General features: G+C 61.3%; 6 protein-coding genes and 1 pseudogene. 1 reads left to right on the top strand and 6 read right to left on the bottom strand.

What is annotated here, in order from left to right; genetic code table 11:
* Nucleotides 1-629: 629 nt before the first annotated feature.
* The 5 genes and pseudogenes from BLEFHOIH_RS17760 to BLEFHOIH_RS27370 all read right to left on the bottom strand — a co-directional run.
* On the bottom strand, nt 630-2,240 hold the full coding sequence (locus BLEFHOIH_RS17760) for a GMC family oxidoreductase N-terminal domain-containing protein (RefSeq protein ID WP_088347345.1): 1,611 nt from the start codon (nt 2,238-2,240) through the stop codon (nt 630-632).
* A 25-nt stretch (nt 2,241-2,265) separates the two neighbouring features.
* On the bottom strand, nt 2,266-3,024 hold the full coding sequence (locus tag BLEFHOIH_RS17765; protein WP_088347346.1) for a glucose 1-dehydrogenase: 759 nt from the start codon (nt 3,022-3,024) through the stop codon (nt 2,266-2,268).
* A 1,105-nt stretch (nt 3,025-4,129) separates the two neighbouring features.
* The gene (locus BLEFHOIH_RS17770) at nt 4,130-4,606 is read right to left on the bottom strand and encodes a hypothetical protein (protein WP_088347347.1); all 477 of its coding nucleotides are present in this window, start codon (nt 4,604-4,606) and stop codon (nt 4,130-4,132) included.
* A gap of 80 nt (nt 4,607-4,686) precedes the next feature.
* The gene (locus tag BLEFHOIH_RS27365) at nt 4,687-5,172 is read right to left on the bottom strand and encodes a cytochrome c (protein WP_245297078.1); all 486 of its coding nucleotides are present in this window, start codon (nt 5,170-5,172) and stop codon (nt 4,687-4,689) included.
* 213 nt (nt 5,173-5,385) lie between these two features.
* Nucleotides 5,386-5,820 (bottom strand): annotated as a pseudogene (locus BLEFHOIH_RS27370) (GNAT family N-acetyltransferase); the annotation flags it as partial.
* A gap of 68 nt (nt 5,821-5,888) precedes the next feature.
* On the opposite strand from BLEFHOIH_RS27370, the gene BLEFHOIH_RS17780 reads away from it, so the two are divergent.
* Nucleotides 5,889-6,908: a LysR family transcriptional regulator gene (locus BLEFHOIH_RS17780; RefSeq protein WP_245297068.1), complete on the top strand. Its 1,020-nt coding sequence runs from the start codon at nt 5,889-5,891 to the stop codon at nt 6,906-6,908.
* Nucleotides 6,909-7,276: 368 nt separating this feature from the next.
* Here BLEFHOIH_RS17780 and BLEFHOIH_RS17785 read toward each other — a convergent pair whose 3' ends face one another.
* Nucleotides 7,277-8,839 (bottom strand): IS66 family transposase, encoded by a 1,563-nt coding sequence (locus tag BLEFHOIH_RS17785; RefSeq protein ID WP_176427211.1) that lies wholly within the window; start codon nt 8,837-8,839, stop codon nt 7,277-7,279.
* Nucleotides 8,840-9,210: the final 371 nt, after the last annotated feature.

Raw genomic sequence — 9,210 nt, forward strand, 5'->3', positions numbered from 1 at the left:
GTCACCCAACTGGAACAACTCCTAGAAATGTCAAACGGTTACTGCCGCCCCGACAGAGCCGGGGCACTCCCAACTTATTAGCAAATGAACGATCTCAACGGAAGAGTCGTACTCATCACTGGCGGCCCCCGAGGTATCGGCCGGGCGAGCGCACTGGCGCTTGCCCGGCCGGTGCGTCCCGCGCCGCGCCAAGAGGGAACATGATTGTTCTCTGATCACGTGCGCGCTTTTCGGCCGGTCGGCGCGATCTCGGCCTACGCGGCAACCAAAGGGCCGTCGAGGCGGTATGGCCGAAGCCGTCGTTCGAGGTGTGGTCGGCGCTCGCCAATGTTAAATGAATGGACCAGATGCCCATTGGCAGCCACTCCTTCCGAGCTTCAGGCGAGGGTTGGTCGCCTGCTAAGGGGGGCAGTTATCTCGACGGGTATTGTTCCCTGCCTCGTTACCACTGTTTGCTCTTAGATCACCGACTCCCTCGCCCATGAAGAACGATCTTGGGTGGCGTCGAGGGCACGGCTAGAAAGTCACTGAAAAGTGCCCAATCTCAGCCATCCAACCCCTCCGGTCGCTGGTTCGCCAAATTACACCTTCAAGTATTTTTCTATGCGCGCGAAGATTTGTACCGTCGCTCATCTCCGCACCTGCTCGGCAGCCAGATCCTCAAGGATCAGTTCCGCACCGCGCCAGCCGATCGCCATTGCCGGGCCGTTCGTGTTGCCCGAGGGCAGTTCGGGCATCACGGAAGTATCGATTACGCGCAGGCCCTCAACACCGCGCACGCGAAGCCGCGGATCGACTACGGACAGCGTGTCTCCACCCATGCGACATGTGCACGATACATGATAACCTGTCGCGCCGGCTTCGGCGTAGAATTTCACGAGGCCGTCGTCCCCGATCGGGGCCCCCGGAACCTCTTCTGATATTACGAGGCCACGGAGCGGCGGCTGCGTCATCAACCTGCGCGTGAACCGGATGGTTGCGACGAGCGTGTCGCGATCCTCCTGCTCGCTTAGATAATTCGCGTCAACAATCGGAGGCGCGCTCGGATCCGGCGCAGAAATCTCAATGCTGCCGCGACTACGCGGATGCATGAAGTAGGACACCAAAGATATTTCTTTTCCTGGTAGAGTTTCTAAGCCCCCTGTGGTCACTTTGAAGGACTGCAGGCCGACGCCGACCTGCACGTCAGGTTTAGCCAGGCCCTCCCGCGTCTTCACATAAGCAGCGACTTCAGCGATGGCCACGCTCATCGGTCCATCGGACCTCAACGCGTAGCGGAGGATGTTCCACGGTAGTCGCCAGCCTCTGTACTGCGGGTTGCGGCTGCCTTCCTGAACCCGGTAGACGTTTGGGAGGATCAGGTGTTCGCGCAGGTTCCGCCCCACGTTCGGGCTGTCCTGCACCACGTCCACGTTCATGCGCTGCAAGAGCGCCGCGGGGCCGATCCCCGAAAGTTGCAGGAGCTTCGGCGACTCGATCGCACCCGAGCACAGGATAAGCTCCCTCCCTACGCCAATGCGATGGTCGCCTGTCCTGTCGCGAAGGATTACGCCGGTGACGCGCCTGCCGTCGAACAGGACTCGCACAGCACGTGTATCGGTCACCACGTCGAGATTTTCGCGCGTCGACACGGGCCGCAGGAACGCGACGGCCGCACTCTGCCGCCGCCCATTCCAGATCGTCTGCGGCTGATAGCCGATGCCGCCATCAGGGGCTTCGTTGTTGTCTGGGACCCGCTGCACCCCCAGACCGTTCGCTGCTGCGATCAGTGCTTCGGTCAGACGATTGCCGTGGCCGGGAATGGTGACCTTCAGTGGACCGTTGCCGCGCGGCTGGCGATCCGCCAGCCGGACGGTCTCCATCGCGTCAAAGACCCTTTTCATCTGGGACCATCCCCAGCCGGTGCAGCCGGCGGCCTCCCATCCGTCGTAGTCGAGCGGGTGGCCGCGGACATAGACCATCCCGTTGATCGAACTCGATCCGCCGAGCGTCCGCCCCTTCTGCCAGCGCTCAGGCTCGTGATTTCCGCCACGTGCGGCGTGGTAGTACGAACTGTGTGGTTCATTAAGCCGGCCGATCAGCCTGAGGACGCCGCGCGGCATTTTGATCAGCCAGTTCGAATCCACCGGTCCGGCCTCCACCAAGAGAATGCGCAGTCGAGGATTCGCGCTGAGCCGGTTCGCCACTACGCAGCCGGAGGATCCGGCGCCGACGATCACATAGTCGTACTTGGTCTGCATCTCGCTTCCTCGACGCTGGCGGGCGTTAGCTCAAGATTGATCTAGCCATGTCGACGGAGCCGAGGAGCAGCGCTCCGCCGTCGACGAGAAACTCCGTGCCGGTGATCAGGTTGGCTTCGTCCGAAAGCAGGAAGACCGCCGATTTCGCGACGTCTCGCGTGTCGCCCACCTGTCGCAGCGGCAAGAACTTCGCGACCTCATCGAGCGGCTCGTGCTCGGTCGCAGGAGTTCGCATCCAGCCGGGATGCAGCGAATTGACGCGGATGTTCTCTGGGCCCATCTCGTTTGCCACGACCTTGCTCATGCCACGGATCGCCCATTTCGACGCACTGTAGGCAGTTCCACCGGAAGGATGCATGCCCGCCGTCGATGAGACGTTGACGATCGAACCGTGTCCGGCGCGTCGCATCGCTGGGATCGCCGCTTTCATTCCTAGAAAACAGCCCAGTTCATTGACTTCAAAGACTTCTCGGAAATCCTTCTCGGTCAGTCTGTCGAAGGGCGACATGTCGTTGCGGACGGCGTTATTGACCAGTCCCGTCAGCGAACCGAAATGCCGCACGGTTTCATCCACAACAGCCGCCCATTCGGCAGCCTTGGTCACGTCGTGGTGGCGGTAGATCGCGGCATCGCCGAGTTCGGTTGCGACCTGCGTGCCAAGTTCGTCCCGTAGGTCAGTGATCACCACTTTGCCGCCCGCGGCCACAACCGCGCGGGCGATATCGGCGCCGAGCCCGCGCGCTGCGCCAGTGACCAACGCGACAGTACCATTCAGCTTAGACATTCTGCTTCTCCTTTATGAGGCTGCAGCCGGCGCGACGCGCGGCTGGTGTAGGTCCGACCGTTTGCACATTCCCTCTCATGCAGGGGCGGGAAGTGGAACGATCGGGGGGTAGTAATATCGCAGGCGGGATCGGCGGTGCGTTGACCGTGTCTGCGAGCGTTCGATAAGAATCCTGTTGGCATTCCGCAGCGCTTCTAGCATTGGCGCGCGGCGGTTCGTCCCTAAAACATTGCTAAGCTCCAGCCCCTGTACCTTCCCAAATCATCCTTAAGCCGGACAAAGCGCGCGGCCCGCTATGAAAAAGCTTTTGTCGTATGAGATCCCCGCGCTGCTCGGCGCCCCGATCATGATGACTTTCTGTACTGAGACCGGCACGACATGGCAGACGATCGGACGCTCGTGTCACCGATCCTTCCATATTCGAACTCATCTTCTTTGCGGATCACTACCCCGACATCGCTCAAGGAGCGCGGATCGCCCGGGGGCGCTCGCGATCTGACGCGACCATCCGAGTCTGGGCATTCGAGGCGATGGACGAGGCACCGGGAAGGTGGCCTTCGCCGCCGGCGAGTTCGATGCTGTCGTCGCGAGACTCAGCGGAAAAGCCAAGAACGTCAGCTTACGGGCACGTGGAAGCCGTTTTCATAGTTGCGCGCGGTGGTGATCCCAACTTCGATGCGGGTTCTTCCAGGCCTTCGGGCCACTATTCTCGATCATCCCGGTCTGGTCTCTGATCGGGCTTCGTCCGACTGGACGGAAACTCATAAGCCTTGCTGTGGGCGTGGTTGGCGTCGCCTTCGTGGTGCTTAATGGCGATGCAACCCTGGATACGGTTGGCGTGCTTGCCGCCCTCGGGGACGCATCTGCCCCTGAACCGGCGGAGCGAGATCATATGCTGGCGAAGGCGTCGATCTCAGTGCCTCTACGCTGGCCAAGCGGCATCTCGCCGGCTGGTCCGGGGCGATGCCTATGCCGGTATGCCGGTCATCGACCTGCGCGACATGTGAGAGGTAACAGATATTGGGCATGCCATCGGCAGAGCGCCTGGCCATCGCGGAGGGATATATGCCCTCAAAGCATGTGGCGAGATCGTCGAGACGCATCCTCACGCCCCCAGTCCGGTTGCCGGCCCCGCGCGCGGACCCGGCGTTTCATTGTACACTTCGCTGACGTCGAGCCTGGCCCGCAACAGCGAGGTGCCGCCGATCCATTGCTGGATCACCTTTTCATGCACGCCCGCAGCCAGGAAGAAGGCCAAAATCTGCTCTCGGTAGGACGCCGCCAATGCTGCATCGGCGGCGCTTATGGCCTCCGAAACGGCTCGCCCCTTGATCTGGTAGGAGACATGGTCGCGAAGGCGGGTAATGGTCACCGCCATCCGACAGCCCGCGGCGAGCCGGCGGCCGATCTCGGGATAACGGCCCTGTGAGAAGATGACCTCAAATGTTTGGGAGTCCACGGCCCGGGCGCCCAGACAACGCCCAATCGTCGGCCACAAATTATCCGTCTCCGTGCTCATGATCATCATCACCGGATCATCGAGCAGGGCTGCGATCTCAGGCGCTAGGATCACGTCGTGCAATCTCCTTCGCGGCAAACCCGGCGCGCGCAAGCGGTACCGCCTTGGCAGGCGCCCCCTAGGCGGAACTGATGACCGTCAGTTCAAGGCGTAGCGTTTGCCGGCGGCCGCAGCGCCATCACGAAAATCGACGGCTTTTCGTCTGGACCAAAAGGTCCCGGCACTTTGCTGCTGATTGACGGGAGGCTCTGCAGGTAGTCAGCAATGGCGCTGACATCGGCTTTGGTGAGCTTGGCGAACGCAGGCCAAGGCATAATCTTGGAAAGAACACGGCCGTCCGGGCGGACGCCTGTCTGCATCGCCGTAATGATCTCTTCCCTGGACCACGAGCCAAGCCCGGTTTCCTTGTCGGGCGTCAGGTTTGGCCCCACAAAAATACCCACCTCCGGTATTTCGAAACCAACATCGGAGCCTGCCAGATATCGCGCCATATCCGGTTTGCCGAAAAAATAGCCCGGGGTATGGCAGTCATTGCAGCCACCGAATTCGACGAGATATTGTCCGCGATTGAGTTGGGCAGACGAAAGCTGCTCAGCGTGGCTTTGTGCACCCCAATAGGAGAGGACCAGAGCTGCTAGTACAGGGGCTGCCCATCTCGCCGAGCGTGATGTTATCGTCGCGTCTTTTCCTTTTGCCGTGCCGTCATCCGTCAAGTCATTGCCTTCCACGATATCTGGCGATCCTGTTATTGGCTTTTCCAGCACAAGCAGTTGCAGATCATCGCGTAGCGGCGCGCCAACGCTTGGGTCACTGTAAGGAAAGGGAAGAACGTCGCCTGTCTGCCGGTAGCCGCGGCGCTCGTACCACGCGACCAGTGTTTCCCGCTGCTTAATGACAGTGATGCGAGCCGTCTGTGCTCCGCATGATCGTGCGAACTTCTCCGCTTCCGCCATGAGATGGCGACCATATCCGAAGTTCTGCACACGCGGATCAATGGCAAGTAGCGAGATGTACCAGGTCGCATCCGCCAGGGGCTCCACGGATATACAACCAAGCAACGCTTGATCGGCCTTTCGCCGCATGAGGAGAAGCGTTGTTCTTGCAGTCTGTAGCGCCGCATTCAATGCGTCGTCGTCGGTGCGCTTTCCCGCAAGCAGACCGACCTCATTGGTCCAGCCGGCAATATTTCCCTGGCCGCGATAAGCTGAATTGATGAGGAGCGCCAAATTTAGGACATCCGCCCCAGTCGCTGGAGCGACGGTCGTTTCGTGGCTCATTTTGATCTTACTTTGTTTGAAGGTTGCGCAGAGGAGCGGCCGCCGTCGTCACGATATTGGCGACTCCTATGGATCAGGATGCTGCGGCGCCCCCGCTTGATGTTGAGAATCTAGGGGACTTCCCATATGTCTACAATCTGTCAAAATGCGCACACATTCTTCGGATTGGAGGCATAATGCGGGGTGGCGAATATGCGGAGTTGCGTGCATTTGCGATGGTTGCCGAGAAAGGGAGTTTTGCGCGCGCAGCGGCGCAACTACAGATTTCCGCATCCACATTGAGCCAAACGATACGCGATTTGGAGAAGCGTCTCGGGGTCCAACTTTTCAATCGCACGACGCGCAGTGTCGCCCTGACGGATGCGGGTCAGAAACTAAATGTGCGGCTGAAGCCGGCTTTTGAGGAAATACAGATTGCCGTGGAGGAGGTGAGCCGGTTTCGGAGCGCGCCAATCGGCAGAGTTCGCATTCACGCGCCTCGTCAGACGGCCCTTATATTCATCGAGCCGATCCTAAAAGAATTCCACGAGGCATTCCCGGACATCATTCTCGACATCACTATTGATGATGCAGTGATCGACATTGTCGCAGGTGGGTTCGATGTCGGCATCAGGTTAGGCGATCTGCTGGAGCGAGATGTGGTCGCGTTCAAACTCGGCGGTAACGTGCGTGAAATTCCTGTAGCGGCGCCAGACTACTTGGATAGCAATGGTTATCCAGAATTACCATGCGAATTGCTCAATCATAAGTGCATCAACTGGCGCCCCCCGGGCTCCGACAAGCTCTACAATTGGCGATTTGGAAAGGATGGAAAGTGGTTCGAGATAGGGGTAAACGGTCCACTCATCGTTTCTCATCGAGACTTGGCCCTCAACGCCGCAGTGCAAAGCTTGGGCATAGCCTTCGTCATGGAGCATCGGGCGTTTTCGTCTATCAACCAGAATCAACTTGTCCCTTTATTGGATGAGTGGTGCCCTCAGATTCCGGGATGGCATGTATATTATCCCTCGCAGCGCCACATGTCGCAGGCCTTGCGTATTTTCGTGGCCTTCCTGAGAAAGTCGTTTGCCGTGGCTCAATCTCGATGAACGCGCTTACAGCGTCTTGAGGAAGGCGACCTGATGGTCATTGAGACGAAAGCGGGTCGCTCTTGCCACGCGCAAATGGCTTGAGCTTTCCCACAGCCGCTTCCTTGAGTTCCACGTGCGCCATGGTACGCGGCCCGGCCGCGCGCTGGCACTTGAGCGCCGGATTCTAGAAAGAAACAACTTGTCACCGATCATGCAGGGACAGGTGCGATCTGAGCTTCATATCCCAGCGCCTGAAGCTTTGCGAGAAGACGCTTGATCTGGACAGGTTTTGCCCGGCGTTCGAAATGGTCTGCGCCGAGGTCTTCGGTAAGCCTACGGTGAGGGCCGCAGGGGCTGACGCCATCGAGCGGCCTGCGCGATAGTGATCAGGCGGCGGCTTTTTGGCTCGGCGCTTTCCACTGCCAAGGCAGCAATTCGGGCAGCCGGCTCAGTGGCATGTCGGCGATGCGGGCAAGGACATCGGCCAGCCAGGCGAGCGGATCGATGTCATTAAGGCGGGCTGTCATGATCAGCGTGGTCATGGCGGCGGCACGGTCAGCCCCGCGCTCCGAACCGGCGAACAACCACGACTTTCTTCCAAGAGCAAAACCGCGCAGCGCCCGCTCGGCGGCGTTGTTGCTAAGACAAATCCTGCCGTCCTCGATGAAACGGGCAAATCCGTCCCAGCGGCTCAGCAGATAGTCGATTGGCCTGGCAACGCTGGACGAGCGCGACAGGCGGGCGCGCTCGTCGCGCAGCCAAACCTCCAGCGCGGCGAGAAGCGGTGCGCTTTGCTCCTGGCGGACGCGCAGGCGTTCGTCGGCGCTTGCACCGTTGATGCTGCGCTCGATGGCGAACAGCGCATCGATCCGCTTCACCGCCTCCAGCGCGATCGGCGAGATTGCCGGCGCGCTCTTGCCGCGCCGCGCGTGGCTGGCGATGTCGGCCAGCTCGAAGAATTTCCTCCGCGCGTGCGCCCAGCATAGCGCCGGCGTGACGGCGCCGTGCGGCCGCGCGGAATCGTACAACACATTGTAGCCGGCATAGGCGTCAGCCTGCAGGATGCCGGCGAAGCCGGCGAGATGGCGCTCGGGATGCTGCCGGCGCCGGTCCGGCGAGGCGTAATAAAGCGCGGCCGGCGGCGCGTTGCCGCCGAACGGGCGGTCGTCGCGGACATAGGTCCAGATGTGGCCGGTGACGGTTTTGCCCTTGGCCAGGATCGGGATCGTGGTGTCGTCGCCGTGCAGGCGCTCGGCGGCGAGCACATGGGCCTCGATGAGGGCATGCAGCGGCGCAAGCGCGCTTGTGCATGCGCCAACCTGATCGGCCAGCGTCGAGACGCTGAGGTCGATGCCCTCGCGGGCGAAGCGGTCGCTCTGCCGGTTGAGCGGCTGATGCTGAGAGAATTTGTCGAACAGGATCATGGCCAGCAGGCTTGGCCCGGCAAAGCCGCGCGGCGTCACATGGAACGGTGCCGGCGGCTGGGTGATCGCCTCGCAGGCGCGGCAGGAGAACTTCTCGCGCACGGTCTGAATGACCTTCCAGCGGCGCGGGATGACCTCCAGCGTCTCGGTGATGTCCTCGCCCAGCTTCGACAGTTTAGCCGAGCCGCAGCACGGACAGCTTGCCGGTGCCGGGATCACCAGGCGCTCGCGCGGCAGATGCTCGGGAAACGGCTTGCGCGCGGGGCGCTTGCGCTGGAAGGACTTGACCGTCTCAGTTTTGGCGGCCGCCTTCTCCGCGGCCAACTCATCCTCGGTCGCGGCGGTCTCGAGTTCTTCGAGCTGCAGCTCCATCTGCTCGAGCAGCCGGGCCGTGCGCTCCGAGCGATGGCCGTGGAGGGCGCGGCGCAGCTTCTCGATCTCCAGCTTTATATGGGCGATCAGCGCCTCGGCGCTGGTGTTTATCGCCAGGACGCGAGCCGCAGTGGCCTGGGCCTGCGCCGCCATGGTCTGAGCTTCCGTCGCGGTGGCCTCGGCTTCCAGGCGCGCGGCGCGCTCGGTCAGGATCAGCGCATGGGCGCTGGCGAGATCGGTGGGCAGCGGGGCGAAACGGGGTGGCATGGCGCAACATCACCATGCTTCGCCAGCTGTTGCCAAGCCCCCAACGCTCATCCGACCGCGGTCGGACGCCAGGTTGCCCGCGGGTGTCGCCAATCGATTCCGGACAAGAGATAACCGAGCTGCGCCGGCGAGATCGCCACCACGCCGTCGGCTGGCGAGGGCCAGATGAAACGTAAGCGGGCCTTCTTTCCCACCTATCGGCCGGGCTCAGGCGGTGGCGTAATGCCGGTCCATGAGCGATGGTTTTGACATTAAGC

It is taken from the genome of Rhodomicrobium sp. R_RK_3 (assembly GCF_002198715.1).
Lineage (GTDB): Bacteria > Pseudomonadota > Alphaproteobacteria > Rhizobiales > Rhodomicrobiaceae > R-RK-3.

What these genes read in the sequence shown, in the direction of transcription:
- BLEFHOIH_RS17760 (WP_088347345.1), bottom strand. Translation starts at nt 2,240, where the DNA reads ATGCAGACCAAGTACGACTATGTGATCGTCGGCGCCGGATCCTCCGGC.
- BLEFHOIH_RS17780 (WP_245297068.1), top strand. Translation starts at nt 5,889, where the DNA reads ATGGATCAGGATGCTGCGGCGCCCCCGCTTGATGTTGAGAATCTAGGG.
- BLEFHOIH_RS17765 (WP_088347346.1), bottom strand. Translation starts at nt 3,024, where the DNA reads ATGTCTAAGCTGAATGGTACTGTCGCGTTGGTCACTGGCGCAGCGCGC.
- BLEFHOIH_RS17785 (WP_176427211.1), bottom strand. Translation starts at nt 8,839, where the DNA reads ATGGCGGCGCAGGCCCAGGCCACTGCGGCTCGCGTCCTGGCGATAAAC.